General features: G+C 67.6%; 21 protein-coding genes and 1 pseudogene. 8 read left to right on the plus strand and 14 right to left on the minus strand.

The window, feature by feature from the left end:
* Nucleotides 1-161 precede the first annotated feature (161 nt).
* A complete protein-coding gene (locus C1926_RS07210; protein ID WP_159095047.1) occupies nucleotides 162-1541 on the plus strand; it encodes a hypothetical protein in 1380 nt (459 codons plus the stop codon).
* A gap of 34 nt (nucleotides 1542-1575) precedes the next feature.
* On the opposite strand, the gene C1926_RS07215 is transcribed toward C1926_RS07210, so the two are convergent.
* From C1926_RS07215 to C1926_RS07225, 3 genes are all read right to left on the minus strand, one after another.
* Entirely contained in the window at nucleotides 1576-2979 is a 1404-nt protein-coding gene (locus C1926_RS07215) for a mannose-1-phosphate guanylyltransferase/mannose-6-phosphate isomerase (RefSeq protein ID WP_108758736.1), read from the minus strand.
* A gap of 12 nt (nucleotides 2980-2991) precedes the next feature.
* A complete protein-coding gene (locus C1926_RS07220) occupies nucleotides 2992-4338 on the minus strand; it encodes a phosphomannomutase (RefSeq protein WP_108758737.1) in 1347 nt (448 codons plus the stop codon).
* Nucleotides 4339-4433: 95 nt separating this feature from the next.
* A complete protein-coding gene (locus tag C1926_RS07225) occupies nucleotides 4434-7772 on the minus strand; it encodes a DEAD/DEAH box helicase (protein ID WP_108758738.1) in 3339 nt (1112 codons plus the stop codon).
* A gap of 145 nt (nucleotides 7773-7917) precedes the next feature.
* Here C1926_RS07225 and C1926_RS07230 point away from each other — a divergent pair, with 145 nt between their 5' ends.
* From C1926_RS07230 to C1926_RS07240, 3 genes are read left to right on the plus strand one after another with little or no spacing between them, the layout of a single operon-like run.
* Complete coding sequence (locus C1926_RS07230; RefSeq protein ID WP_108758739.1) at nucleotides 7918-8649, plus strand: CoA transferase subunit A; 732 nt, start codon at nucleotides 7918-7920, stop codon at nucleotides 8647-8649.
* Nucleotide 8650: 1 nt separating this feature from the next.
* Nucleotides 8651-9283, plus strand: a complete 633-nt coding sequence (locus tag C1926_RS07235; RefSeq protein ID WP_108758740.1) for a CoA transferase subunit B — start codon at nucleotides 8651-8653, stop codon at nucleotides 9281-9283.
* Nucleotides 9284-9333: 50 nt separating this feature from the next.
* Nucleotides 9334-9921 (plus strand): alpha-ketoglutarate-dependent dioxygenase AlkB, encoded by a 588-nt coding sequence (locus tag C1926_RS07240; protein ID WP_108758741.1) that lies wholly within the window; start codon nucleotides 9334-9336, stop codon nucleotides 9919-9921.
* Nucleotides 9922-9936: 15 nt separating this feature from the next.
* Here C1926_RS07240 and C1926_RS07245 read toward each other — a convergent pair whose 3' ends face one another.
* The 5 genes from C1926_RS07245 to C1926_RS07265 all read right to left on the minus strand — a co-directional run bounded on the left by C1926_RS07245 (nucleotide 9937) and on the right by C1926_RS07265 (nucleotide 14592).
* Nucleotides 9937-10899 (minus strand): glycosyltransferase family 2 protein, encoded by a 963-nt coding sequence (locus tag C1926_RS07245; RefSeq protein ID WP_108745929.1) that lies wholly within the window; start codon nucleotides 10897-10899, stop codon nucleotides 9937-9939.
* 174 nt (nucleotides 10900-11073) lie between these two features.
* Nucleotides 11074-11715, minus strand: coding sequence for an ABC-type transport auxiliary lipoprotein family protein (locus C1926_RS07250; protein WP_108758742.1), 642 nt, complete (start codon nucleotides 11713-11715; stop codon nucleotides 11074-11076).
* Nucleotides 11712-12638 (minus strand): MlaD family protein, encoded by a 927-nt coding sequence (locus tag C1926_RS07255; protein WP_079220561.1) that lies wholly within the window; start codon nucleotides 12636-12638, stop codon nucleotides 11712-11714. Before C1926_RS07255 ends, C1926_RS07250 begins: the two co-directional genes overlap by 4 nt.
* 3 nt (nucleotides 12639-12641) lie before the next feature.
* The gene (locus tag C1926_RS07260) at nucleotides 12642-13469 is read right to left on the minus strand and encodes an ABC transporter ATP-binding protein (protein WP_108758743.1); all 828 of its coding nucleotides are present in this window, start codon (nucleotides 13467-13469) and stop codon (nucleotides 12642-12644) included.
* 1 nt (nucleotide 13470) lies between these two features.
* Complete coding sequence (locus C1926_RS07265) at nucleotides 13471-14592, minus strand: ABC transporter permease (RefSeq protein WP_174208666.1); 1122 nt, start codon at nucleotides 14590-14592, stop codon at nucleotides 13471-13473.
* 92 nt (nucleotides 14593-14684) lie between these two features.
* On the opposite strand from C1926_RS07265, the gene C1926_RS07270 reads away from it, so the two are divergent.
* The gene (locus tag C1926_RS07270) at nucleotides 14685-15944 is read left to right on the plus strand and encodes a threonine/serine exporter family protein (protein WP_108745931.1); all 1260 of its coding nucleotides are present in this window, start codon (nucleotides 14685-14687) and stop codon (nucleotides 15942-15944) included.
* A 142-nt stretch (nucleotides 15945-16086) separates the two neighbouring features.
* Here the strand turns inward: C1926_RS07270 and C1926_RS07275 are convergent.
* The 3 genes and pseudogenes from C1926_RS07275 to C1926_RS07285 all read right to left on the minus strand — a co-directional run.
* Nucleotides 16087-16467: pseudogene (locus C1926_RS07275) on the minus strand (H-NS histone family protein); the annotation flags it as partial.
* A gap of 222 nt (nucleotides 16468-16689) precedes the next feature.
* Entirely contained in the window at nucleotides 16690-18381 is a 1692-nt protein-coding gene (locus C1926_RS07280) for a proline--tRNA ligase (protein WP_079220565.1), read from the minus strand.
* Between the two features lie 642 nt (nucleotides 18382-19023).
* On the minus strand, nucleotides 19024-19401 hold the full coding sequence (locus C1926_RS07285; RefSeq protein ID WP_108760642.1) for a DUF4124 domain-containing protein: 378 nt from the start codon (nucleotides 19399-19401) through the stop codon (nucleotides 19024-19026).
* 80 nt (nucleotides 19402-19481) lie between these two features.
* Between C1926_RS07285 and pssA the strand changes: the two genes are divergently transcribed.
* Genes pssA through rimI form a run of 3 tightly spaced genes read left to right on the plus strand, consistent with a single transcriptional unit; the run spans nucleotide 19482 to nucleotide 21255 of the window.
* Nucleotides 19482-20258 (plus strand): CDP-diacylglycerol--serine O-phosphatidyltransferase, encoded by a 777-nt coding sequence (gene pssA / locus C1926_RS07290; protein WP_079220566.1) that lies wholly within the window; start codon nucleotides 19482-19484, stop codon nucleotides 20256-20258.
* Between the two features lie 53 nt (nucleotides 20259-20311).
* Nucleotides 20312-20761 carry a hypothetical protein gene (locus tag C1926_RS07295; protein ID WP_174214120.1) on the plus strand — a complete coding sequence of 150 codons (450 nt, stop codon included), beginning with the start codon at nucleotides 20312-20314 and terminating at the stop codon, nucleotides 20759-20761.
* Entirely contained in the window at nucleotides 20758-21255 is a 498-nt protein-coding gene (gene rimI / locus C1926_RS07300; protein WP_079220568.1) for a ribosomal protein S18-alanine N-acetyltransferase, read from the plus strand. Before C1926_RS07295 ends, rimI begins: the two co-directional genes overlap by 4 nt.
* Before the next feature lie 57 nt (nucleotides 21256-21312).
* Here the strand turns inward: rimI and C1926_RS07305 are convergent, their stop codons facing one another.
* The 3 genes from C1926_RS07305 to C1926_RS07315 all read right to left on the minus strand — a co-directional run bounded on the left by C1926_RS07305 (nucleotide 21313) and on the right by C1926_RS07315 (nucleotide 25567).
* Nucleotides 21313-22134, minus strand: a complete 822-nt coding sequence (locus C1926_RS07305) for an EamA family transporter (RefSeq protein WP_108758745.1) — start codon at nucleotides 22132-22134, stop codon at nucleotides 21313-21315.
* Nucleotides 22135-22240: 106 nt separating this feature from the next.
* Nucleotides 22241-25069, minus strand: coding sequence for a valine--tRNA ligase (locus C1926_RS07310; protein WP_108758746.1), 2829 nt, complete (start codon nucleotides 25067-25069; stop codon nucleotides 22241-22243).
* A 72-nt stretch (nucleotides 25070-25141) separates the two neighbouring features.
* Nucleotides 25142-25567, minus strand: coding sequence for a DNA polymerase III subunit chi (locus C1926_RS07315; RefSeq protein ID WP_108745936.1), 426 nt, complete (start codon nucleotides 25565-25567; stop codon nucleotides 25142-25144).
* Nucleotides 25568-25594 lie beyond the last annotated feature (27 nt).

The raw sequence follows: 25594 nt of genomic DNA on the forward strand, positions 1-25594 counted from the left end.
CTGGCCGGGCTTCTGCGTTTGCGGATGCCGTGGTATGTGCATCCACCCTCCGCACCGCGACTGCACGTCGGCGGCGTCCGTGCTTCTGGACTACCATGCGCGGCAGGATCATTCCGCGCAGCGCGTGGATATCGCTGCGCTCGCACCTGCAAGGACGCCCCATGGATCTGCCCCGTTCCACCCTCCGCGCACCGCGTGGAATGTCGCCGCTCACACTCGCGATGGGCGTAGCTGCCCTGGCCCTGCTGGCGAGGCTGCTGTACGTGCAGTACTTCGCTACGCCGATGCCCTACATGGACCAGTGGGACGGCGAGTGGGCGAGTGCACTCAAGCCATGGCTGCAGGGTTCACTGCAGTGGCAGATGCTGGTCTCGCCGCACAACGAACATCGCATCCTGCCCACGCGCCTGGTCACGCTGCTGTCGTATGCGGCCACCGGCGAGTGGAACAACGTCCACGAAGCACGGATCGCTGCTGTCGTTTTCTGCTTCATCCCCGGGCTGCTGACCTGGCACGCCCTGCGCGATGCGGGTGTCGCGGCGCGTCGCTGGTTGCCGCCGCTGGCGGTGCTGCTGTCGGTACTGCCGTTCGCGTGGGAGAACTTCCTGGTCGGCTTCCAGTCGCAGTTCTACTTCCTGATCCTGTCCAGCATCGTGGCCATTGCGCTGGTGGCCCGCCATCACCAGAGCATTGCCGCCCTGGCTGGCGCGGTGGCGTTGAGCGTGTTTGCCTGCGCCACCATGGCGTCAGGCCTGCTGACCGCCGTGGCGACAGGCGCGACCTGCATCATGGCCTGTCTCTGCCTGCCGGGGCGTCGCGCTCCGGCGCTGTGCGCGACCGCGCTGCTGGCGGTCGTCGCCATCGCCGCCTACGCATGGGTGCCGGTGATCGAGGCCCATGCGGCCCTGCGGGCGCAGGGTGTCGGCGAATTCGCCGGCGCGGCCGTCCGCGTGCTGGCATGGCCGATGCGTTCGGGCGCATTCGCGCCGATCATCTGGCTGCCCGCACTGGTGATGATCGGCCGGATGCTGGTCCGCCGCCGGGCGACGCCTGCCGATCTGGTGATGGCCGGGCTGTGCGTCTGGTCCGCGCTGCAGGCGCTGGCCATCGCCTATGGCCGTGGTCACGACATGCGGGCGCCGATGTCCCGCTATACCGAACTGTTCGTTCCCGGGCTGTTTGCCAGTGCGTGGTTCGCCATCCGGCTGTGGGGCGAAGCCGGCCAGGGGGCGCGGCTGCGCCTTGCCACCCGCACGGTCGTGGTCCTGTTCGCAATCGTGGTGGCCTGGCCACTGCTGGGCCGGGCCAGCAAGGATGCCGGCAAGCTGCAGCAGTTCACTGCCGACGCGCGGTTGCAGCAGGACAACGTGCAACGCCATCTGGCCGGTGAGGACCTGCGGGCACCGCAGGGCGACGGCTTCGTGTTGCCTTACCCCGATGCGGAAAACCTGAAGCAGCGCCTGGATGATCCCCTGCTGCGCCAGGTCCTGCCGGGACACCGCGCGGGACCGGCGCCAGAAGATGGCGCCGGTGCTCCGTAGGCGGGGCCTGCACTCCGCCTGATGCGGGCGCGGCTCAGCTGCGCCCGTAGGTGTCCTCGAAGCGGACGATATCGTCTTCGCCCAGGTAGCTGCCCGACTGCACTTCGATCAGTTCCAGCGGCAGCTTGCCCGGATTGCGCAGGCGGTGGGTCACGCCGAGCGGGATGTAGGTGCTCTGGTTCTCGCTCAGCAGGAGCACCTCGTCGCCGCGGGTGACCTCGGCGGTGCCGCTGACCACGATCCAGTGTTCGGCGCGATGGTGGTGCATCTGCAGGCTGAGCGTGCCGCCGGGCTTGACCGTGATCCGCTTCACCTGGAAGCGGTCACCATTGTCGATCGAATCGTAGGCACCCCACGGACGGTAGACCTTGCGGTGCCAGGTCGCTTCGCTGCGGCCTTCGGTTTTCAGCTGCGACACCACCGCCTTGACCTCCTGCATGCGGTCGGCCTTGCCGACCAGCACCGCATCGTCGGTCTCCACCACGATCACATCGTCCAGGCCGACCATCGCCACCAGGCGCTGGCCATAGGCGTAGGTGTTGCGGCAGTCGATGGCGATCACATCCCCCTGGTGGGCGTTGCCGTCGCCATCCTGCTGCGAGACATCGCGGAGCGCGGTCCACGAACCGACATCGTTCCAGCCCGCATCAAGCGGGATCACCACCGCATCGGCGGTCTTTTCCATCACCGCGTAATCGATGGAATCGGAGGTGACGGCGGCGAAGGCATCCTTGTCCAGGCGGGTGAAGTCGGCATCGCGGCGGGCCTGCTGCCAGGCGCTGCGGCTGCCGGCCAGCATCTCCGGCTGGAAGCGTTCCAGTTCCTGCAGGTAGCGCGAGGCCTTGAACAGGAACATGCCGCTGTTCCAGTAGTACTGGCCGCTGGCCACGTAACCGGTGGCGGTGTCCAGGTCGGGCTTCTCGACGAAGCGTTCGACCGCGCGCAGGCCCTGGCCATCGGCGGCCTTGATGTAGCCATAGCCGGTTTCCGGGCCCGTGGGCACGATGCCGAAGGTCACCAGCTTGCCCGACTCGGCCGCACTCGCGGCGGCCTGGACGACGCTGCGGAAGGTCGCTTCATCGGTGATCACGTGGTCCGAAGGCAGCACCAGCAGCAGCGCATCGGCGCCGTCACGGGTCGCTTCCAGCGCTGCCACGGCGATGGCCGGCGCGGTGTTGCGGCCCATCGGCTCGAGGATGATCGCCGCCGGTTCGGCGCCGACCTGGTGCAGCTGTTCGGCGGCGACGAAGCGGTGTTCCTCGTTGGCGATCACCAGCGGGCCACGGCTGGCGATGGGCGCGACCCGCTGCCAGGTTGCCTGCAGCATGGTCAGGTCACCGGCCAGCGGCAGGAACTGCTTCGGGTAGGACTCACGCGACAGCGGCCACAAGCGGGTGCCGGAGCCACCGGAGAGAATGACGGGCTGGATGATGCTCATGGTCTTCCTTGGTTACTGCTGAAGGAGGTGGGAGATTTCGTCGGTGCGCGCCTGCATCAGCGCTGCATCACCGCGGGCTTCGACATTCAGGCGCAGCAGCGGCTCGGTGTTGGAGCTGCGCAGGTTGAAGCGCCAGTCGCCGAAATCGGCGCTGATGCCATCGGTGTGGTCCAGCGCCGGCGCCTGTGCGGCGAAGTGCTCCATCACGCGCGCGACGGCGGCCTTGGCATCGGCCACCTTGAAGTTGATCTCGCCGCTGCAGGGATAGGCGGCCATGCGGTCCTCCACCCAGTCGGCCAGCGAGCGGCCGCTTTCGGACACCAGCTGGGCGATCAGCAGCCACGGGATCATGCCGGAGTCGGCGTAGGCGAATTCGCGGAAGTAGTGGTGGGCGCTCATCTCGCCGCCATACACGGCATCTTCGGCGCGCATCTTTTCCTTGATGAAGGCGTGGCCGCTCTTGCACAGCACCGGCACGCCGCCGGCCGCTTCGACCATTTCCACCGTGTTCCAGACCAGGCGCGGGTCGTGCACGACCTTGCCGCCCGGCTGGCGGGCGAGGATGGCCTTGGCCAGCAGGCCGACCAGGTAGTAGCCCTCGATGAAGCGGCCGCTGTGGTCGAAGAAGAAGCAGCGGTCGAAATCGCCGTCCCAGGCGATGCCGAAGTCGGCACCGTGTTCGCGCACGGCCTCGGCGGTGGCGGCGCGGTTTTCCGGCAGCAGCGGGTTGGGGATGCCGTTGGGGAAGTTGCCATCGGGTTCATGGCAGATGCGGATGAATTCCAGCGGCAGGTGCGGCGCCAGCAGGTCGACGATGGCGCCGGCACCGCCGTTGCCGGCGTTGACCACCAGCTTCAGCGGCTTGAGCTTGCTGGCGTCCACGTAGCTGAGCAGGTGGTCGATGTAGGCGCTCTTGTCGTGGCGCGCGGTCTGCGCTGCACTCGCCGGCTGCGCGCTGCCGGTATCGGCGGCCACGGCGTCGGAGATCGCGAACAGGCCGGTGTCGGAGCTGATCGGCCGTGCGTTTTCCTTGACCAGCTTCATCCCGTTGTAGTCCATCGGGTTGTGGCTGGCGGTCACCATCACGCCGCCCGCGGCGCCCAGGTGGTCGGTCTGGAAATAGACTTCTTCGGTGCCGCACAGGCCGATGTCGATCACTTCGCGGCCGACGCCGCGCAGGCCGGAGGCGAGCGCGTCCTGCAGGGCCGGGCTGGTCAGGCGGACGTCATGTCCCAGGACCACCGGGCCCGGCGCGAGCTGAGCGGCCAGGGCCACGCCGATGCGGCGGGCGAGGTCTTCGTTCAGTTCTTCCGGCACGCGGCCGCGGATGTCATAGGCCTTGAAGGCGGGCAGGGGCATCGATCGGGTCCATTGTGGGCACAGCCCGTGATTGTACCGCCAGCCCTGTATGGGAATCGTTTCCATGCCGCAATGGCACCTGACCGGCCGGCGCCTCAGGCGCGCGGCGGCCGCCCCCGCTTGCCCTTCGGCACCCCCCCCGGCAGTGGCGCCAGCAGTGCCTCCAGATCGTCGTCGCTGAAGCGCGGGCCGCTGGCACTTCCACCTTCAATGATGGACTCGGCCAGCGCTGCCTTGCGCTGCTGCAGTTCGGCAATGCGTTCTTCGATGCTGCCGGCGGCGATCAGCCGGTAGACGAAGACCGGGTGCTCCTGGCCGATGCGGTGGGCGCGATCGGTCGCCTGTCGTTCGGCAGCCGGGTTCCACCAGGGGTCAAAGTGGATGACGGTGTCTGCCGCGGTCAGGTTCAGGCCAACTCCGCCCGCCTTCAGGCTGATGAGGAAGATCGGTACCTTGCCCGCCATGAAGCGTTGCACCGGCGTTGCCCGATCCTGGGTGTCCCCGGTCAGCTGCACGTAGGCCAGCCCCATCTCATCCAGCGCCTGCGCGATAAGCGCCAGCATGCTGGTGAACTGCGAGAACAGCAGGATGCGCCGGCCTTCTTCAACCATCTCCGGCAGCATGTCGCGCAGCAGGTCCAGTTTGGCCGAGGGCGCACTGCGCTTGCCGGTATCGCCGGGCAGCAGGCGCGGGTCGCAGCAGACCTGGCGCAGTTTCAACAAGGCGTCCAGCACCAGGATGTGGCTGCGTCCCAGGCCCTGCGCGGCCACGGCTTCACGAACCTTGGCTTCCATCGATGCACGCACGGTTTCGTACAGATCGCGCTGTGCGCCTTCCAGCGCCACCGTGCGGGTGATCTCGGTCTTCGGCGGCAGTTCCGCGGCCACCTGGTCCTTGCGCCGGCGCAGCATGAACGGGCGCAGGCGCTGGGCGAGCAGGTGCGCGCGTTGCGGGTCGCTGCCGCGTTCGATGGGGTGGCGCCAATGCTGGTTGAACTGCTTCTCGCTGCCCAGCAGGCCGGGCAACAGGAAATCGAACTGCGCCCACAGCTCGCCCAGATGGTTCTCCAGCGGCGTACCGGTCAGGCACAAGCGATGGCGCGCGTGCAGCGTGCGCAGGGTAATGGCGGCCTTCGATTTCGCGTTCTTGACCTGCTGGGCTTCGTCGAGGATCAACAGGTGATAGTCGTGTGCCAGCAGTGCCTCTTCGTCGCGCCATACCAGCGGGTAGGTGGTCAGCACCAGATCGTGTTCGCCGATGCGGTCAAAGCGGGTGGCACGGTCGGTGCCGTGCAGGACCAGCACGCGTAGATCGGGGGTAAAGCGGGCTGCTTCACTGGCCCAGTTGTGCAGCAGTGAGGTAGGCACCACCACCAGCGCCGGCTGCTGTAGCCGGGCCTGTTCCTTTTCCAGCAGGATGTGGGCCAGAGTCTGCAGGGTCTTGCCCAGGCCCATGTCATCGGCCAGTACGCCGCCCAGATCCTGCTGCCGCAGGTACTGCAGCCACGCCAGGCCCTGCAGCTGGTAGGGTCGGAGTGAGGCGGCCAGGCCGGCCGGGGGGACGACTTCCTCCAGGGCAGGGGTCTGCAACAGGCGTTGCACCAGTGCACGGGTGTCCTGGTTGCCCTTGAACTGCAGGCGGGCGTCGTCCTGCAGGGCGCGCAGGCGGCCACGATCACGCGCCGAGACCCGCAAAGGTGCGTCGCGTTGCGTGAACAGATCCGCCAGCAGGGCGATGACCGGCTTCAGCCGCGCCGCCTTGATGGCCACGTGGGTGTTGTTGCTGGCTGACAGCATCACGTTCTCATCGTCATCGATAGCGTCGATCTGTCCGCGTAGCCAGCGCGGATCCTTCTGCAGCACGGTGTGCAGCAGTGGAGCCAGCGGCAGCGTGCGGCCATCGACCTGGATGTCCAGGCCCAGATCGAACCAGCCGTCTTCCGACGTACTGGGCTGGATGTCGAGATCAATGTCCTCCACCAGGGTGATGCGGTGACGGAAATCGTCATCTACCTCCACTCTCCAGCCAAGCGCTTCCAGCTGCGGCACGTCCTGCAGCAGCAGCTGGGTCCAGTTGTAGCTGCGCAGCAGGAACTGCGGCCCGGCGTCGTGCAGGGCTGCCCGTGGCGCCATGTCGCGATGAAGATGGAAGGTGCGCAGCTCGCGCTCACGGCGCGCTTCCTCGACTGGATCACGCGGCAGCAGCGCCAGATCTCCGTTGGCGTCGTGGACGAACACGCTCGGGTTGTCCAGGAAGCGCACGTGGTCGTCGTACTCGAAGGCGACCGTGGCGAAATCCGACCAGTGCGAGGGGTCGCGACGGTTGAGCCAGGCTGGCCGGAACTCGAAACTGTGCAGGCGCAGCACCGGTGTCATGGTGCTGATCTGCAGGGTAGGCAGTCCATCGTGCGTGTTGGGGCGGGGCAGCGCCGGGTCCATCTGCTGCAGCATCTGTGCCACCACGGGCGCTTCACTGGGCATCAGGTGGGGCAGGCCCAGGAAGAAATCGGCGTCCTCGGTTTTCACATCCAGCAGCAGTGGGCCCACCTCACCTGTGATGGGGTCCAGGTAGCCTGCGGCGCTGCCCATGACCAGGCCTTCGGCATCGCCCTCCACCTGCAGCGTCGGTGTGGACAAGGGGGTGTCTTCCACGTCCTCGACGCGCCAGCCCAGCGTCCCGCGCCGCGCAGCACCATGACGGGCAGGCACACGTTCATGACGCTGGCCCGAGACCCAGCCGTGGCCGCTGTCGATGATGAGCTGCAGCGTGGCATTGATGTCGATGCGCGGCCCGGCAGTCGTCGCGTGGCGCTCAGCCCACAGCTGGGCGATCACCGAGATATCGGACGGAGTGAGGTAGCCCGGCGGATTGAGCAGCATCTCGGCGCTGATATCCACCCACTTGCCTATGCTGAGGGTGCCATTGGGGCGGTAATCGACCTTTCGCATCACCACGTAGGGCCGATGGCCGGATGTCGAGAGATCGAAGATGACGCCATTTCTGCGGGGCTTGGCTGGAAGGCTGCGCCTGCTCTGCCAGCGGGAGAGTTCGGCCAGCAGCTCCGGGCGAGGGGGGCCGTTGAAGGCCGATGCCAGAGCCTCGTCGTCCTCATCATCTCCACCGGCCGGAGGACCCACAGAGACATGGATGTGATCGTCCAGCAGGTAGACCACCAGTGCGGCAGCAACGTGCTTGCAGTTGCGGGCTACCGGGCATGAGCAGTCACCCTGCAATCGGCTGCGAGGCGTGCGGGTGCTGGCCCCCAGGTCGATTTCGACGCTGTAAGGGTGTCGGGCCGAACCCTGCACGTCGGCGATGAGCAGGTCACCGTGGCGTTGCAGGTTGCGGACCCCGCCTATGCACTGCTCGCTGCGGCCGAGCGTAACTTCATCAAACCAGCGGAACAGGTCCTGGTCATCGTAGGGGATGGGCATTGTCATCAGCGACCAGCGTCAACCAACTGCAATCCTTCATTCTAGCGGGACCGCGCCAAGTAGACGGTCAATGCTGCGGCGCATCCCAGCCCATCGGCGGGGTCCGGCTAGAATGCGATCATTCTTCCCCCGTAGGGCTGTAGAAATGGAACACGCAACTTCCAGCGGCAAGCGCAGCAAGCGCTTCGCTTCGGCGGCGGAGGCCCTGCAGGGCGTCATCGCCGATGGCCAGACCCTGGCCGTGGGCGGCTTCGGCCTGTGCGGCATTCCCGAGGCGCTGATCGCCGCCCTGCGCGACAGCGGTGCCAAGGGCCTGACCGTGATCTCCAACAATGCCGGCGTGGATGGCTTCGGCCTCGGCCAGCTGCTGGAGACGCGGCAGATCAAGAAGATGATTTCGTCCTACGTGGGCGAGAACAAGGAATTCGAACGGCAGTTCCTGGCCGGTGAGCTGGAGCTGGAGTTCAACCCGCAGGGCACCCTGGCCGAGCGCCTGCGGGCCGGCGGTGCGGGCATCCCGGCGTTCTTCACCGCCACCGGCTACGGCACCGTGGTGGCCGAAGGCAAGGAAACCCGCGAGTTCGACGGCAAGCACTACGTGATGGAAACCGCGCTGCGCGCCGACGTCGCCCTGGTCAAGGCCTGGAAGGCCGACGAGGCGGGCAACCTGGTGTTCCGCAAGACCGCGCGCAACTTCAACCCGGCCTGCGCGATGGCCGGCAAGGTCTGCATCGTGGAAGTGGAAGAGGTGGTGCCGGTGGGCGCCATCGATCCGGACCAGGTGCACCTGCCGGGCATCTACGTGCACCGCATCGTGCACAACCCGCACCCCGAGAAACGCATCGAACAGCGCACCATCCGCGCGGAGGGCAACTGACATGGCGTGGACCCGTGACGAGATGGCGGCACGCGCCGCCCGCGAACTGACCGATGGCGCCTACGTGAACCTGGGCATCGGCCTGCCGACCCTGGTGGCCAACCACATCCCCGAAGGCGTGGACGTGTGGCTGCAGTCGGAGAACGGCCTGCTTGGCATCGGCCCGTTCCCGACCGACGCCGAAGTGGACGCGGACCTGATCAACGCCGGCAAGCAGACCGTCACCGCGCGTGCCGGTGCCAGCTACTTCGGCAGCCATGACAGCTTCGCGATGATCCGCGGCGGCCACGTCAACCTGGCCATCCTCGGCGCCATGCAGGTGACCGACAAGGGTGACCTGGCCAACTGGATGGTGCCCGGCAAGATGGTCAAGGGCATGGGCGGCGCCATGGACCTGGTGGCCGGCGTGCAGCGCGTGGTGGTGCTGATGGAGCACACCGCGAAGAACGGCGAGCACAAGCTCCTGGCCGAATGCTCGCTGCCGCTGACCGGCGTCGGCGTGGTCGACCGCATCATCACCGACCTGGCCGTGTTCGACGTGACCGACGACGGCCTGCTGCTGGTCGAAGCCGCGCCGGGTGTCGGCGATGACGAACTGAAGGAAAAGACCGGCGTGCCGTTCCGGCGTGCCTGAGTGGCCGCGCGCGGGGCGCGTCTGCCGCCCCGCGCATGAGGACGAGCGCGATGCTGTTTGCCCCTGACCTGCCCGACGCCGACGTCCAGCACCTGCCCGGCTGGCTGCCGGCCACCGCCGCCGATGCACTACTGTCGGCCCTGCAGTCGGAACTGCCCTGGGAGGTGCATCGCATCCGCATGTTCGGCCGCTGGGTGGATTCGCCACGGCTGAGCTGCTGGATCGGTGACCCGCAGGCGCGCTACCGCTATTCGGGGGCCGAGTTCGTGCCGCAGCCGTGGCCGTTGCGGCTGCAGGTGCTGCGCGAAAGGCTGCAGGGGCAGGGCATCGGTGCCTTCAACAGCGTGCTGGTCAACCGCTACCGCAGCGGTGGCGACTACATGGGCTGGCACAGCGATGACGAGCCGGAACTGGGGCCATCCCCGCTCATCGCCTCGCTCAGCCTGGGCGCGGCGCGCCGGTTCCTGCTGCGGCGGCGCGAGGACACCACGCGCAAGGCTGAATTCCTGCTGGGCCATGGCGACCTGCTGCTGATGGGCGGCAGCACCCAGCGCTTCTACCAGCACGCGCTGCCGAAGATGGCACGGGTGCAGGGCGAACGCATCAACCTGACATTCCGCTGGATCCAGCCCCGCTGATCGTGCACCGACAGGTCAGGCGCGCAGCAGATCGATGCAGGCCGACAGCAGGCCACGGCCGAAGTGGCCATAGTTGCCACGCAGCAATTCACTGATCACCGCCGGGATGCGCTGCAGGCGCGAAGCCGGCAGCTGGGCGCGCACGGTGATATGGCGCTGCTTGCGCTCGACCCAGGCCATCGGGCCGGCGGGAAGGCCGCGGGCGCGGGCGCGCTCCAGCAACAGGCCGCATTCCACTCGTTCGCTGTCCAGTTGGCGCTTGCGTTGCACCGCGCGCGGGGTGGCATCGTTGCCGCCCAGCCCCAGCTGGTTGTTGCTGTGCAGGCGGTAGTCGATGAGGGGCTCGGCAAGGCTGTCGATCTCGCCACGCATGGCGGCCAGCGTGCCGATCCAGGCGTCATGCACCCAGTCCGACGTCGGCAGCGGAAGCGCGTCGTCCAGCACCGACCGGTGCAATGCCATTGCCGCGCCGGTGATCCGCTTGCGCTTGAGCAGCACGCGCAGGCCATCGCCTGCATGCATCCGCGCCTGTTGCCTGGCCCCGTAACGCAGTGCGGCGAACAGGGTCTGTGGCATCGGCTGGCCCGCTTCATCGATCAATCGCGCATTGCAGTGCAGGACACGCAGGCCAGGCCGTGCATCGAACGCGGCGCAGAAGCGGGCGAGCTTGTCGGCATGCCAGACGTCGTCCTGGTCGCACAGGAAAATGATCTCGCCGGTGCAGGCGCGCAGTGCGCCATCGAAGTTGCGCCGGTAGCCGACGTTCTGCGGGTTCACCTGCAGGTCCACGGCGATGCCTGCGGCTTCCGCACGCGGTACGAAGGCCTGCAGCAGCGCCAGCGTGCCATCGGAGGAAACGTCGTCGCGGATCACGATCTGCTGCGGCCGGTGGGTCTGCGCCAGCAGGCTGTCGAGCTGCGCCTGCAGGAAGCGCTCACCGTTGTAGGTGCAGACGGCGATGGAGACGGAGGCGGGCATCAGCGTGGGAATGGGCCGTGGAGTCTGATTATCGCACGCACCTGCTGGGGTGCCGCCGGGCATGGCCCGGCGCTCCCAGGATTGCATAAGGGGTGCCCCCGGGCATGGCCCGGCGCTACCTGCATCGCGCGGCGGTAGCGCCGGGCCATGCCCGGCGAGCGCAGCGGATAGGGTTCAGCGCTTCATCGACGCTGCGTCGTTCTGCCCGTTGACCAGCGTCCAGCCCACCACGTCCTGCGCCAGCTGTTGCAGGCCACGCTCGAAGGCGGCGGCCACGGCCGGCACGTCGGTACTGCCCACCGGCTGCGCCTGGCGGAACGTGCGGTCAGCCACCACGCGCTGGTCGGTGGTGTGGATCAGCTTGGCGTTCACTTCGATCACCACCGTGGGCGTGGCCTGGCCCTGGTAGTCCGATTCGAAGCGGCGGATATCCGTGGCCAGCTTGTAATCGGCGCGGATGCCGGCGGCGGTGCGCGCCACGCCACGCAGGCGGCCGGAATCCTCGAAGCCGCGCAGCAGGGTGTCTTCGATGATGTCGGTGGCCGGCTGTGCCCAGCTGGCGCCCTTGTAGATCTCCAGCTCGGACGGCGTCGGCCGCACGTTGATGCGCGGGCTGTCGACCATGCGCGCGGCGCTGGGCTTGGACACCACCAGCTGCCAGTCGGCCTGCGGCCAGCTCGGGTCCACCTTTACCTGCACTGCGGGCGAATACAGGGTTACTTGGCTCTTGTCGCCGCTGCCAAGAATCGAGCAGCCACCCAGCAGGGCGACAGCCGAGGCGGCCAGCAGCAGGCGCGGAAGGGTCATCGGGCTCATTTGGGTTCGAACTCCTTCGGTGCGTCGCGGCCCAGCAGGTAGCGCGCGGGGTTGTTCTCGAGGCGGTCGCTGACGCGGCGCAGGTCGCGGATCAGGCCGCGCAGTTCGTTCAGCGTCGGGCCCAGCTGGCCCAGGCCATCGTTGGCGAAGCTGTTGATGGCCGCACGGTTCTCGCCCAGGATCGAATCGGCATTGCCCGCGGCCGAATCGAGCTTGCCGAGGGTGGCGTCGAGCTTGTCGATGATGCCCGGCAGCTGCTGCACCAGGTTCTTGTCCAGGCGCTCGATGGTTCCGTTGGTGGTCTTCAGCGTGGTGTCCAGGCTGCGTGCGGCATCGCGCGCGCTCAGCAGCAGCGCCTGGGTGCCCTGGTCACGGTCGGCCAGGCCGCCGCTGATGGTTTCCAGGTTGGCCAGGGTGGCGTTGATCGAGGCGACGTTGCGGTCGCTCAGGATCTGGTCCATGCGCTCGACGATGCGGTTGGCCACATCGGTGATGTTCTGCAGGGCCGACGGCGTGGTCGGAATGATCGGCGCCGGATCCTTGTTGACGGTGGTCAGCGTCGGTGCCTGCGGCGTGCCGCCGCTGAGCTGGATGATCGACGGGCCGGTCAGGCTGGTGATGGCCAGCTTGGCGCGAGTATCGGTCTTGACCGGGGTATTGGAGTTCAGGCGGATGCGCGCGACCACCTGGCGCGGGTCATCGGGCACCAGGTTCAGCTCGGTGATCGAGCCCACCGCAATGCCGTTGTACTGCACCGGGCTGCCCACCGACAGGCCGGTGACCGCCTCGCGGAACACCACGCGGTATTCCTGCCAGGTGCGGTCGGAGGAGTACTTGGCCGCCCACAGGCCGAAGGCCAGCAGGGCCAGGCCGGTGATCAGGGTGAACGCGCCGATCAGCACGTAGTTGGCTTTGGTTTCCATGGCTCAGGCACTCTTGATCTGTTCGCCGCGCGCGGCACGCGCACGGGGTCCGTGGAAATATTCCTGGATCCAGGGATGGTCCAGTTTCTCGATCTCCGGCAGCGGCGCGTTGGCCACCACCTTGCGGTCGGCGATCACCGCCACCCGGTCGCAGATCGCATACAGCGTGTCCAGGTCGTGGGTGATCAGGAACACGGTCAGCCCCAGTGCTTCCTGCAGGGTCTTGATCAGGCGGTCGAAGGCGGCCGCGCCGATCGGGTCCAGGCCGGCGGTGGGTTCGTCCAGGAACAGCAGCGGCGGGTCCAGCGCCAGCGCACGGGCCAGGCCGGCGCGCTTGCGCATGCCGCCGGACAGCTGCGAGGGCAGCTTGTTGATGGCATCGGCAGGCAGGCCGGCCAGCTTCACCTTCAGCAGCGCCAGTTCGTAATGCCAGCGCTCGGGCAGTTCGCGGTGGTGTTCCTTCAGGGGCACCTGCACGTTCTCGCCCACGCTCAGCGAGGAGAACAGCGCGCCATCCTGGAACAGCACGCCGGTATTGCGCTCGATGTGCAGCCGGCTTTCGGCATCGTCGGCGCGGGCGTCACGGCCGAGCACCTCGATCTGCCCTTCGTCGGGCACGCGCAGGCCCAGGATCGAGCGCATCAGCACCGACTTGCCGGTGCCCGAGCCGCCGACCACGCCGAGGATCTCGCCCCGGCGCACGTCCAGGTCCAGGCCTTCGTGCACGGTCTGGCTGCCGAAGCGGTTGACCAGCCCGCGCACGCGGATGGCCAGGTCGTGGCCCTGGTCGTCGTGCATCGCGGTGTCGGTATCGATGTCGTGTGTGTTCATGTCACCAGTCCATGTGCATGAACCACAACGCCGCGAAGGCGTCGATGATGATGACCAGCGAGATGGTCTGCACCACGCTGGAGGTGGTGCGCTCGCCCACCGACTGCGCCGTGCCTTCCACCTTCAGGCCTTCCAGGCAGCCGATCAGGCCGATGATCAGCGCGAACACCGGCGCCTTGGACAGGCCCACCAGCATGTGCCGCACTTCCATCGTTTCGTGCATGCGCGCGATGTACATCTGCGGCGGAATGTCCAGGTCGAACGCGCCGACGGTGATGCCCCCGGCCAGGCCGGCGATCATCGCGATGAAGGTCAGCAGCGGCAGGGTCACCAGCAGGGCCAGCAGGCGCGGCAGCACCAGCAGGTCGACCGGGTCCAGGCCGAGCGTGCGCATCGCATCGATCTCTTCGCGCGCCTTCATCGCGCCGATCTGCGCGGTGAACGCACTGGCGGTGCGGCCGGCCAGCACGATGGCGGTCAGCAGCACGGCGAACTCGCGCAGGAAGGCGATGTTGACCAGTTCGACCACGTAGATCTCCGCGCCGAAGTCACGCAGGATGGTCGAACCGAGGAAGGCGATGACCGCACCGACCAAGTAGGACAGCAGCGCCACCAGCGGCACCGCGTCCAGGCCCACCTGTTCCATCTGGTGCACGGTGGCGGTCAGGCGGAAGCGCCGTGGTTCCTTCACCAGCCGCGCGGCCTTCACCAGGTTCTCGCCGAGGAAGCTGCACAGCGCCTTGATGTTGTGGCCGGTGGCATGGACGCTGACGCCGAGGCGTTCGAGCGCGGCCAGCACGCCGAAGTCGCGCTTGGGCCGCGGCCGGTCGTCGGCCACTTCCTCGATGGTGCACACCAGCGCCTGGTGGTCCGGGCGGAACTGTAGCGCCTGTTCGCCCAGGTCGGCACGATGGGCCACGCGCAGCACCTGCAACACGCCCGCCGAGTCCAGCTGTTCGATGCCGGTGGCGTCGATGCCGGTCACTGTGTCGGGAATGCCACGCAGGACCTCTGCCGCGTCCAGCGCGGTCTTCAGGGTCCAATGCCCGGACAGGCGGATCAGCCCGGGATCGTGGGCGTCCTGTTCAAGCCGGGGGGCGTGGTTCGGGGTCATGGGGGCCATTCGGCTCGCAGCATAACCGTTTCGTCCTGCGCGCCGCGTCGAACCGGGATGAATTTCTCCTGCCGGGGCCCGCGTAGGTAATACTACGGCGCATGTCTGCAGACGCTCACACGATCCCCACGCCCCAGGCCACCTACGCACAGCGCGTGGCGTTTGTTTCCGAGATCGCCGGGCGCCTGCACAGTTATGGCACCACCGCCCAGCGCCTGGAAACGGCCGTAGTGGCCCTGGCGGTGCAGCTGGACCTCGATTGTGAACCGTGGTCCAACCCCACCGGCATCATCCTCAGCTTCAGCGACCCGGCGCAGGCCATCGGCTCCAGCGACATCACCCGGGTGATCCGCCTGGCGCCGGGCGAGAACGACCTGCACAAGCTGAGCGTGGCCGACCGTATCGCCGAGGAAGTGTCCAACGGCCGCATGAGCATCGCCCAGGGCCATACCGCGCTGCGCCAGCTGGACAAAGACCCTGGCCGGCGCGGCAAGCTGCGCACCATCCTGTCCTTCAGCCTGGGTGCGGCCGGCGTGGCCGGCATGTGGAAGCTGCCCTGGCTGGACATCGCTACCGCCGGTGTCATCGGCCTGATGATCGGCCTGCTGGGCATGGTCACCGACCGTCGCCCGGCCACCCGCGAGGCCGCCGAGGCGCTGGCCGCGCTGCTGGCCGGCATGGTCGCCACCCTGGTGGCCGCCTTCGTTGGCGCGCTCAACCTCAATACCGTCATCATCGCCTCGCTGGTGGTGCTGCTGCCCGGCATGTCGCTGACCAACGCGGTCAATGAACTGGCCAGCCAGCACTGGGTATCGGGCACGGCACGCTTTGCCGGCGCGCTGACCACCATCATGAAACTCAGCGTGGGCGCGATGATCGCGGTGACCCTGGCCGACGTACTCGGCCTGGAGCCGGTGATCCGCGCCTCGCGGCCGCAGGGGCCGTGGGTGGAATGGGGCTCGCTGCTGACCGCCGCCTTCGCCTTCGCCATGCTGTTCAAGGCCAATCGCCGCGATTATCCGTGGGTGATGGCGGCGTCGGTGGCCGGTTATGCCATTTCCAAATTCGGTGGCCACGCCTGGGGCGCACCGGCCGGCATTTTCCTTTCCGCCATGCTGCTCACCGCCGGTGGCAATCTGTTCGGCCGCCTGGTCGGGCGCCCGGGCGCGATCATCCGCCTGCCGGGCATCATCATGATGGTGCCCGGCAGCACCAGCCTGCGCGGCGTGCTGACCCTGGTGCAGCAGCAGGACGTGGGCGCCGGGCAGAGCGTGTTCCTCACCGTGCTCAACGTGGTGATGGCACTGGTGGCGGGCCTGCTGTTCGGCAACCTGCTGATGCCGGCGCGCAAGACGCTGTGATGGAATCCGGTAGCGCCGGGCCATGCCCGGCGGATTGGGAAGCCCTGCATCGCGCCCGCCGGGCATGGCCCGGCGCTACCAGATAGAAAAACGCCGGCTTGCGCCGGCGTTTTTCATTTCATTCCGACCGTGGGCCTCAGGCCTTCTTGATCAGGAAATCTTCCGGCTTCTTGCCGCCCTTGGCGGTCAGTTCGGCCATCCAGCGCGGCTGCTTGCCACGGCCGGTCCAGGTTTCCTTCGGGTTGGCCGGGTTGCGGTACTTCGGCGCAACCTTGCCGAGCTTGCGGCCCGCGGTCTTCGCCGGTGCCTTGGTGGCCTTTGTGGCCTTGCGCGCACGCGGGGCGGCCGGCGCGTCACCGAACAGTTCCTCGATGGTGTAACCCTCGGCCTTGGCCAGCTTGCTCAGCTGGGCACGTACCTTGGTGATCGGGCGACGCTTGGCCACGATGGTCTGCTGCTTCTTGGCGGTGCGGATCAGGGCGCCCAGCTCGCGTGCCGACAGGCCGCTCAGGTCGATGCTCATTTACGATTACTCCGGAAACTGAATTAGGGACAGGGACGAGCCGGTCCGTGGCGTCGCGGGACAGAATAATGACGAATTAATCCCAGCACAAATACCGGCAGTCGCGACATGGCGGCCGGGTGGCCCCAATCCGTCCATTTTGACCGGATTATGTCCGCCGGCATTTTGCGGGTGCGCACAAAACAGGCAAAAAAAGACCGGGGCAGGCCCCGGTCTTTCCAATCAACCCTGCAGGCGCTGCAGCAGGGTGGTTTTGTCCAGGCTCTCCGCCTCGCTGGCACGGCGCGAACGGTATTCGAAGGTGCCAGCGGCCAGGCCGCGTTCGCTGACCACCACCCGGTGCGGCACGCCGATCAGTTCCATGTCGGCGAACATGGCACCCGGGCGCAGGCCGCGGTCATCCAGCGCCGCATCCAGGCCTGCATCGCGCAGTTCCTGCAGCAGGCCGGCGGCCGCATCGGCCACGCCGGCGTCGCCCTTCGGGTTGATCACGCACACCACCACCTGCCACGGCGCCATCGCGTCGGGCCAGATGATGCCGGCGTCATCGTGGTTCTGTTCGATCGCCGCCGCGACCACGCGGGAAATACCGATGCCGTAGCAGCCCATCGCCATCACCGCGGCCTTGCCGTTCTCGTCCAGCACGGTGGCGTCGAGCGCTTCGGCGTACTTGCGGCCCAGCTGGAAGACGTGGCCGACCTCGATGCCGCGGGCGATCTTCAGTTCGCCGCCGTCCACGGCGCGGTCACCGGCCTGCACGTTGCGGATGTCGGCCACTTCCGGCTCGGCCAGGTCGCGTCCCCAGTTGACGCCGGCCAGGTGGAAACCGGCTTCGTTGGCGCCGACGACGAAGTCGGCCATGGCCGCCACTTCACGGTCGGCGACCACGCGGATGGCCTTGGCCGGGGCGACCGGGCCGAGGAAGCCCGGCACGCTGCCCAGGTACTCGGCGATTTCCGCCTCGCTGGCAAAGCGCTGGTCTTCCAGGCCGGCGACCTTGCCCAGCTTGATCTCGTTGACGTCGTGGTCGCCGCGCACCAGGGCCAGCACGAAGCCGCCTTCGGTCATCAGCGCCACCGACTTCACGGTGCGGGTCAGGTCGAGGCCGAGCAGGGCAGCGACGTCCTCGCAGGTCTTCTGCGTGGGCGTGTCCACCTTGCGCATGGTTTCGGCGGCAGCCGCGCGCGGTGCCGGGTCAGCGGCCACGGCCGCTTCCATGTTGGCGGCATAATCCGAGCCGGTGGAGAACACCAGCGCGTCCTCGCCCGAATCGGCGATCACGTGGAATTCCTGCGAGGCATCGCCGCCGATGGCGCCGGAATCGGCCTGCACCATGCGGAAATCGAGGCCCAGGCGGGTGAAGATGCGGCTGTAGGCTGCCTTCATGTTTTCGTATTCGCGCACCAGGCAGTCATCGTGCAGGTGGAACGAATAGGCATCCTTCATCAGGAATTCGCGCGCGCGCATCACGCCGAAACGCGGGCGGATCTCGTCGCGGAACTTGGTCTGGATCTGGTAGAAGTTGACCGGCAGCTGCTTGTAGCTGGACAGCTCGCTGCGTGCGAAATCGCAGGCGGCTTCTTCGGCGGTGGGGCTGTAGCAGAAGGTCTGTTCCTTGCGGTCCTTGATCTTCAGCAGCTGCGGGCCGAACTTTTCCCAGCGGCCGGTCTGCTCCCACAGTTCCTTCGGCTGGATGGTCGGAATCTGGAATTCGACGGCGCCGGCGCGGTCCATTTCCTCGCGCACGATGCGCTCGACCTTGCGCAGCACGCGCAGGCCCAGCGGCGACCAGGTGTACAGGCCCGATGCCAGCTTGCGGATCATGCCCGCCCGCAGCATCAACCGGTGGCTGGTGAGCTCGGCGTCGCTGGGGGTTTCCTTGGTGGTGTGCAGGTGGAACTGGGAGAGGCGCATCGTCGGCTTCGGATAACGGCAGAGACGCCTATTCTGCCAGCCCGGCCGGGGGTTTGTACTGGCAGGGCTTGCAGCCCTGCACCCGCCGAATCAACGTCCGAAGCCGGAGCAACGTCAAAAGCCGGGTTCCTGGGGGATGGCGTAGGCTCGGTCGCCGCATCCATGCCGCTCACGCCCCCTCAACCGGACCCACCCCGCCTTCGACAGACCTCCGCGATCTGTCGGAGCACGGGGTCGGATCCCGTTGCTGCGCAACGGGCTCTGACCCCATTTGAATATCGATATCTGGGAGGAAAATCGTGTCGACCAAGGTCGACACCTACCAGAAGCCCGTCTGAGTCGACACAGTAGATCCACGCCATGCGTGGATGTTTTATTCGATATCTGACAGATGTGCCGACCAACGGTCGGCACCCACCAACAGCCGCGGGAAACTGTCGGGGGTGGGGCGGTGTGGGCTTGCAGGACCGCAGGCGCCATGGATGGCGCCTACGAGCCCCCATGGACGGGTTTACGGCGTGTCCTGCAAGCCCACACCGCCCCGCCCGACCAGCAGAAAACCAGAGCCGCTTTTGATCTTGAGCTTGCCGGCCAGCGGCCGGCACTACCGCAGGTGCAGGGCTGCAAGCCCTGCCGAACCCCTTAACCCTCCGGCGGGCAGTAGGCCTTGATGGCCGCTTCGGCCAAGCCCTTCTGCGCGCTGCGCTGCTCCGGCGTCAACGCGGTATCGGCCTTGCCATCCCCGTCGGTGTCCTGCATCACCGGACCGGTGCCCGCCAGCAGGGTCACATTGGCCCGGGCAGTGCTGCACTGCTCCGGTACCGGCGCGGCCTCGGCGGCGGCCGGTGCGGCCGGCTGCGTGCCGCGGGCCTGCTCCCGGGTTTCGTATTTCGCCCCGGCCGGCGGCGTCTCCGAATACTGGGTCACGCCCTTGGCATCCTTCCACTTGTAGACGGGCCCGGCCCCCGCGTTGGCACTGGCCAACAGCAGCAGGCATCCCAGGCAGGACAAGGCACGCATGGCAAACTCCGCGGAATGGGCGTAGAACGCCGATTGCAGCATTGCCGCCGACCGCTGGCAAGTCGATTAAACTGGATTCCATGGACCCGATCACACCGCCGCCGCGTTCGCGCACGATTTACCTGCTGCCCAACCTGTTCACCACCGCCGGGCTGTTCTCCGGCTTCTACGCCATCATCGCGGCGGCCAATGGCGATTTCGTCAATGCCAGCATCGCGGTGTTCGTGGCGGCGGTGATGGATGGCCTGGATGGCCGCGTTGCCCGCCTCACCGGCACCAGCAGCGAGTTCGGCGTGCAGTACGACTCGCTGGCCGACCTCGTCAGCTTCGGCATGGCCCCGGCGCTGGTGATGTACCACTGGTCGCTGTCCGAGCTGAAGTACGACGGCGAACTGCTCGGCCGTCTCGGCTGGGCGGTGGCCTTCCTGTATGCCGCCTGCGCGGCGCTGCGCCTGGCCCGCTTCAACACCCAGGTGGCCGTGGTCGACAAGCGCTGGTTCGTCGGCTTGGCCAGTCCGGCCGCGGCCGGGCTGATGATGTCCTTCGTCTGGGCCTTCGCCGATGGCAGCCTGGGCTGGAACGGCAACGAGCTGCGCTTCGTCGCGCTGGCCGTCACCGTCGTCGCGGCCCTGCTGATGGTCAGCCGCATCCGCTTCTGGAGCTTCAAGGGCGGTGCCGCCAAGGGCACCCGTTCCGACCGTGTGCCGTTCCTGGTGCTGGCGCTGGTGCCGATCGCCATCGCCATCGCGGTCATCGACCTGCCACGGGTGCTGTTCGTGGTGGGCATCCTTTACGCGCTGTCCGGCCCGGTGATGTGGGCCCTGCAGCGCCTGCGCAAGAAGCCAGAGGCGGCGTGAGCCAGGACCTGCCCGTGTTGTGGTCCCCGGCCCAGCAGGCCTGGCTGCAGGCCATGGGCTATACCGTCTACCACGACGGCCAGCTGGCCGCCGAGCTGGACGCGGCCGCGCAGTTGAGCGTGGCCGAGGCCGAAGCGGCGTCAGCGCCGGTGCGCAGCGAAGCGCCGCGGCAACCGCCACGCCAGGCCGACGCGCCGGCCGAACGCGCACCGGTGCAGCACGAGCGTGGGGCGCCGCCGTCGCGGACCACGCCGGTGGCGGCCCCCGATACCGCGCCGGCCGCCTCGCGACCGCAGCCCAGCGGCAACGCGCGGCAGCCGTCGGTGCGCCTGCCTGATCGACTGCAGATCGCGCTGCTGCGGGCCTCCGGCTGCAATCCGAATGATCCGGCCACGCAGGCCCTGATGGACAGTTGGCCACTGGAACAGCTGCGTCGCGACCCGGCAGCCAAGCGCGCGCTGTGGCCGCAGCTGCGCGCGCTGCGCAAGCGGGGCGCGCCATGAGTGCGGTCGCCCGGCCGGGCCCGGTGTCGATGCGCGCCCTGCGCGAAAGCGACCTCAATGCGGTGATGGCCATCGAAGTGCGTGGCTACCCGTATCCGTGGACGCGCGGCATTTTCCTGGACTGCCTGCGTGCCGGCTACCCGGGCCTGGCCATGGAGCGTGACGGCCTGCTGATCGGTTATGGCGTGCTGAGCCTCGCCGCCGACGAAGCCCACGTGCTGAACATCTGCATCGATCCGCTGGAGCAGTCGCATGGCCTGGGCCGGCAACTGATGCGCGCGCTGGTGCGCCTCGCCGGCGACCGGGGCGCGCAGCGCGTGTTCCTCGAAGTGCGTCCGTCCAACACCTCGGCGCTGGCGCTGTACCACAGCGAAGGGTTCAACGAGATCGGGCGCCGCCCGCGCTACTACCCGGCCGCCAACGGCCGCGAGGATGCGCTGGTGATGGCGATCGAGCTGGTCAACGACGACCTGCAGACGATGCCGCCGCTGTAACGGGCGTTGGTTGCCGCTGCGCTCGCCGGGCATGGCCCGGCGCTACCGATGGATGGTTTATGCCATCCGCAGCGCCAGTACGCCGCCGACGATCAATCCCGCCGCCAGCCAGCGTACGCGTGGCACGCGTTCGCGCAGCACGAACACCGAGATCAGCAGGGCGAACAGGATCGACGATTCGCGCAGCGCCGATACCATCGCCACCGGTACCTGGGTCATCGCCCACAGCGCCATTGCATACGATGCGGTCGTGCCGACGCCACCGGCCAGGCCCAGCGGCCAATGCTGGCGCGCATAGGCCAGCACCGCACCACGCCGCGTGTACAGCGCCCACAGCGGCAGTGGAACACCCGACAGCAGGAACAGCCACAGCGTGTAGCCCAGCGCGCTGCCCGACTGGCGTGCGCCGTGCGCATCGACCAGCGTGTAGGTGGCGATCATCATCGCCGTCAGCAGCGGCAGGCCGAGCTGGCCGCCACGCGCGCCCAGCGCCATGCACAGGATGCCGGTACTGACCAGCACCACGCCCAGCCATGCGACCGCGGGCAGCGACTGGCCGAACAGGCTGCCGGCCAGCGCGACCAGGATCGGCGCGCAGCCACGCATCAGCGGGTAGGCCAGGCTCATGTCCACCTGCTGGTAGCAGCGTGCGACCAGGCCGTAGTAGGTCACCTGCAGCAGCACCGACGCGGCCAGCCACGGCCAGCTGTCCGCCGCAGGGACGGGCAGGAAGGGCAGGGCGGCAGCCGACAGCAGTGCAGCGCTGCCGGTGACCAGCACGGTGCCGAGGAACTTGTCCGGCCCGCGCTTGACGATCGCGTTCCAGCTGGCATGCAGGGCAGCAGCGGCGAGGACCAGCAGGAAGATGGAAAGCGGCATCGCCCGATGATGCCATGGGGCAGAAATGGAAACGCCGGGCAGTGCCCGGCGTTTCCGATACCGCGTTGGTAGATGCCAACCTTGGTTGGCACCCGGACCGCAGCCGTTACAGCTTCGCGCGCTGTTCCTGCAGGCCGGCCAGCTGGGTGTTCCAGTCGACCAGGCGCACGCGCTCCTGCTCGACCACGGCCGGCGGCACCTTGTCGGTGAACTTGGCCAGCTTGGCCTCGCTCTTTTCCTTCTCGCTTTCCACGCGCTTGATCTCCTTGTCCAGGCGCGCGCGCTCGGCATCGAGATCAACCAGGCCTTCCAGCGGCACCAGCAGCTTCAGCTCGCCGACGATCGCGGCGGCGGCCGGCGGCGCGCTTTCGCCTTCGGCCAGCCACTGGATGCTGTCCAGCTTCAGCAGGAACGACAGCGAAGCGCTGAAGCGTTCGATGCGCACGCGGTCCAGCTCCAGGCCGGCCTGCAGGCGCAGCGGCACCAGCTTGGACGGGGCCACGTTCAGTTCACTGCGCACGCGGCGCACGGCACTGATCACGGCCTTCAGCCATTCCACGTCGGCCTCGGCCTGGGCGAAATCGCCGGCGAATTCGTCGGCGGTCGGGTACGGGCGCAGCGACAGGGTGGTTTCGGCCAGGCCCAGGCGCGGGGCCAGCTGCTGCCACAGCTGTTCGGTGATGAACGGGGTGAGCGGGTGCAGCAGGCGCAGCAGCGCTTCCAGCACGTACAGCAGGGTGTGGCGGGTGCTGTCGGCATCGGCGGCATCAGCACCGTTCAGGGCCGGCTTGCTCAGTTCCAGGAACCAGTCGCAGAACTCGTTCCAGGCGAACTCGTACAGGCACTGCGCCAGCAGGTCGAAGCGGTAGTTGGCGTAATGGCCCTGCGCCTCGGCGGAGACCGCGGCCAGGCGCGCCAGGATCCAGCGCTCGGCATCGGTGCGCGGGCTCGGCACGCCATTGAACGCAGCACCCTCGGTGTTCATCAGGGTGAAGCGGCTGGCGTTCCACAGCTTGTTGCAGAAGTTCTTGTAGCCCTCGGCGCGGTTCATGTCGAACTTGATGTCGCGGCCGTGGGTGGCCAGCGCGGCGATGGTGAAGCGCAGCGCGTCGGCACCGTGGGCGGCGATGCCGTCCGGGAATTCCTTGCGGGTGGCCTTCTCGATCTTCTCCACCATCTTCGGCTGCATCAGGCCGCCGGTGCGCTTGGCCACCAGGTCGTCGATGGCGATGCCGTCGATGATGTCCAGCGGGTCGAGCACGTTGCCCTTGCTCTTGGACATCTTCTGGCCCTGGCCGTCGCGGATCAGGCCGGTGAAGTAGACGTCCTTGAACGGGATCTTCCCGGTCAGGTTGTCGGTGGCCATGATCATGCGCGCCACCCAGAAGAAGATGATGTCGAAGCCGGTGACCAGCACCGACGACGGCAGGTAGCGGTCGAAGCCACGCTCGGCCATGGCCTGCGCGTTCGGCCAGCCCAGGGTGGAGAACGGCCAGATCTGCGAGGAGAACCAGGTTTCCAGCACGTCGCTTTCCTGGCTCAGCACCACATCGCTGCCGAGGTTGTGCTTGGCGCGCACTTCATCTTCGCTGCGGCCGACGTAGCAGCTGCCGGTGGCGGCATCGAACCAGGCCGGAATGCGGTGGCCCCACCACAGCTGGCGGCTGATGCACCAGTCCTGGATGTTGTTCATCCAGTGGCGATAGGTGTTGATCCAGTTCGGCGGCACGAAGGCGATGCTGCCGTTCTCGACCAGCTCCAGGCCACGACGCGCCAACTCGTCCATCTTCACGAACCACTGGTCGGTCAGATAGGGCTCGATCACCTGGCCGGTACGGTCGCCGCGCGGCACCTGCAGCTTGTGCGCCTTGGTCTCGACCAGCACGCCCAGGTCTTCCAGTTCGCCGAGCACGGCCTTGCGCGCTTCGTAGCGGTCCATGCCCTGGAAGCGTTCGGGCGCGTTCTCATTCAGCGCCGCCACCGGGGTGAACAGGTTGATCATCGGCAGGCTGTGGCGCACGCCCACCTGGTAATCGTTGAAATCGTGCGCCGGGGTGACCTTGACCACGCCGGTACCGAACGCGCGGTCGACGTAGTCGTCGGCGATCACCGGCACGCGGCGGCCAGTCAGCGGCAGCACCACGCTCTTGCCGATCAGGTGCGCGTAGCGCTCGTCTTCCGGGTGCACCATCACCGCGGTATCGCCCAGCAGGGTTTCCGGGCGGGTGGTGGCCACGACCAGGTAATCGCGGGTTTCGCGCAGGGTTTCCACGCCGTCGGCATCGCGCTCGACGTGCTCGTAGCTCAGGCCTTCATCCAGCGTGTAGGCGATCGACCACAGGAAGCCGTCTTCCTCGGCGCTCTCCACTTCCAGGTCCGAGATCGCGGTCTTCAGCACCGGGTCCCAGTTGACCAGGCGCTGGCCGCGGTAGATCAGGCCCTGTTCGTGCCAGCGCACGAAGGCTTCGATCACCGCTTCGGACGGCTGCGGGTCCATGGTGAAGGTGCTGCGCGACCAGTCGGCCGAGGTGCCCAGGCGGCGCATCTGCCGCTCGATGATGTCACCGGACTGCTGCTTCCACTCCCACACCTTGCCGATGAAGCCTTCGCGGCCCAGCGAATCGCGGGTTTCGCCCTTGCCTTCCAGCGCCAGGTTGCGGCTGACCACCATTTCGGTGGCGATGCCGGCATGGTCGGTACCCACCTGCCACAGCGTGTCGTAGCCGCGCATGCGGTGGTAGCGCACCAGCGCATCCATCAGGGTCTGCTGGAAGGCATGGCCCATGTGCAGGGTGCCGGTCACGTTCGGCGGCGGCAGCAGGATGGTGTAGGGCTCGCCCTTGCCGGACGGCTTGAAGTGGCCGGCCTTCTCCCAGGCCTCGTAGAGGTCGGTCTCGAAGGACTTCGGGTCGTAGCTGGAGGCGAGTTGGGTCATGCGGGGGAACCAGGAGGTAATCGTTGAAGGATCAGGGCAGCGGGGCGGCCCATCAAGGGGGCCACGCCGCGCTCACATGTCGTGCTTGTTCAGGTCGTAGCCGGCGGTCTTGTACTGGCGCCAGCGTTCGCGCAGCGGTTCGCGCGCTTCCGGGTCGGCCGGCACCACTTCCAGCACGCGCTCGCACTGGCCCAGCCAGGGTTCGTCGCGCAGGTTGATCACCAGCGGGCGCATCGGCGCCTCGTCCCCGGGGATGGAAATGAGCACCACGGCCTCTTCCTCGTCCACGTCCTCGCCGACGATCTGGTGCGGGATGTAGGCATCCTCGTCGAACGACCAGAGCAGTTCGTCCAGCTCTTCGGCCTGGGCCTGGTCGCGGGCCAGCACCAGGGCGGGCAGCCCGGCATCGTTGGCCTTGCGCGCCAGTTCGCAGACCAGGCGCAGCGGCTCGGTCAGGAAACGGGGCTTGGCGATCAGGTAGAAATCAGCGCGGGGCATGGCAGGGTCCGGGTCGGGCAGGGGCCC

Origin of the sequence: Stenotrophomonas sp. ZAC14A_NAIMI4_1, from assembly GCF_003086915.1 — a bacterium.
Taxonomy (GTDB): domain Bacteria; phylum Pseudomonadota; class Gammaproteobacteria; order Xanthomonadales; family Xanthomonadaceae; genus Stenotrophomonas.